Raw genomic sequence first — 1,595 nt, forward strand, 5'->3', positions numbered from 1 at the left:
CGGAACCGTTCGGGCTGGAGCTCCCCAACGAAGACCCGGACGGCGACGGCGTGCGCCTGACACTAAACCTGCGCTTCCCCGGCCAGTATTTCGACAAAGAGAGCGGATTGCATTACAACTACTACCGCGACTACGACCCGCTGACGGGCCGGTACATGCAGTCTGACCCGATTGGGCTGGCGGGGGGGATTAATACGTATGGGTATGTGGAGGGAAATCCGTTAGGTTTGGTTGATCCATTTGGCCTGAGCGCGCGAGATGTGGAAATAATCAGAAAACGATTTCGTGAAATTGTTGATGAGATGACTAGAAATAGGCAGCGACACCCGAATAAACATTGGAATAATTTTTGTCGCTTCTATGGTGTGCCTGGGTGTGAGAATTATGAAAACTGCGAAGGGCAAACAGAGAAAACCATTGAAGAGCTTGATAAAATCAAGCCGTACCTTGATGATAAATGGATTTTTGATGTTGAGAGTAACTTCGAAATGAAGCCATTCTGGTACCCTGGGCACAACTGGGTGAGGGGAATATCGACCAACCCTAAAGATCCTTCTTTATGGTTCGACCCTCGAGCAGGTAGGGATGGAAATGGCTATTGCGAGGAGTGCTATTGATAATGAAATTTTTATTAGACTCATTTTTTCAAAAAAAATCGATTGTGCGATTTTTACGGGCTACATCCCTATTTGTCGGTTTTTTTAGTTTAATCGCCAGTTCTATATTTTTTTGGGGCGTTTTTGCTGCGGAAGGATCTTTTCATTTAAGTAGGAATGGAATGATAATTTTTCTTGGCGTGTGCATATGGAACGCTGCTAGCATGTTTTTTTGTCTATGGGGCGCAAATAAACAGAGCGTTATTAATTACTTTCGTCTGATTGGCTTTCCGCTGGCAGTCTTGGTTGCCATGCAATTTGATGGTGGGCCTGCGTTCGGTCTTTTTTATTTTGCAGTGAGTTTCATCGTGACAATACTATTATGGAATATGATGTTATCAGGGGTGCAGCATTTCATTTATCAACGGGGCTCTGATTAGCGAAGCATAATCAGAGGCGCAAGCCGCGTTGTTTTTCGAATCTCCGATCTTTAACAACCCATCTCCCCAAAGCTGTTTCTCGCCTACTTCATGGGTATCTGGCTGTGGCCCTTTATATGAAACCGCGTACGGCGTAATCGTAGGGCGTCAATGTGCGCAGCGAATTGCGCCGCAGGAAGCACTCGGGAGATTGCGCCGCACGAACCGACCGTGCATCGCTGCTTCGAGAAACGTAATCGGAGGCGCAAGCCGCGTCGTTTTTCGTATCCCCGATCTTTAACAATCCATCTCACCCCAATGGTTTCGTGACTACTTCATGGGTATATGGCTGCAGCCCTTTATATGGAGGGCTACATGCTTATATCTGCACGGGTATGTATCGATCTGCCCTCGTCGTGGCGCACTGCCAGCGCATCCGCAAAACCCTCACGAACAACGGCTAGGTCGTGAGCGACACGCTGTACCACTACTACGACCTCGCCGGCCACCTCATCGGCGAAAGCGACGGCACGGGGAAAGTCAGCCGGGAAATACTCTGGCTGGATGACACGCCACTGGC

2 protein-coding genes are annotated in these 1,595 nt (G+C 48.6%); both read left to right on the top strand.

Annotation, left to right across the window (positions count from 1 at the left end):
* A partial coding sequence (locus H559_RS23060) for an RHS repeat-associated core domain-containing protein (protein WP_034641379.1) occupies nucleotides 1-617 on the top strand: 617 nt, incomplete at its 5' end.
* 2 nt (nucleotides 618-619) lie between these two features.
* Nucleotides 620-1,036 (top strand): hypothetical protein, encoded by a 417-nt coding sequence (locus H559_RS22780; protein WP_155845428.1) that lies wholly within the window; start codon nucleotides 620-622, stop codon nucleotides 1,034-1,036.
* Nucleotides 1,037-1,595 lie beyond the last annotated feature (559 nt).

The sequence above is a fragment of the Chitinilyticum aquatile DSM 21506 genome (assembly GCF_000430805.1).
GTDB classification, from domain to species: Bacteria; Pseudomonadota; Gammaproteobacteria; order Burkholderiales; family Chitinibacteraceae; genus Chitinilyticum; species Chitinilyticum aquatile.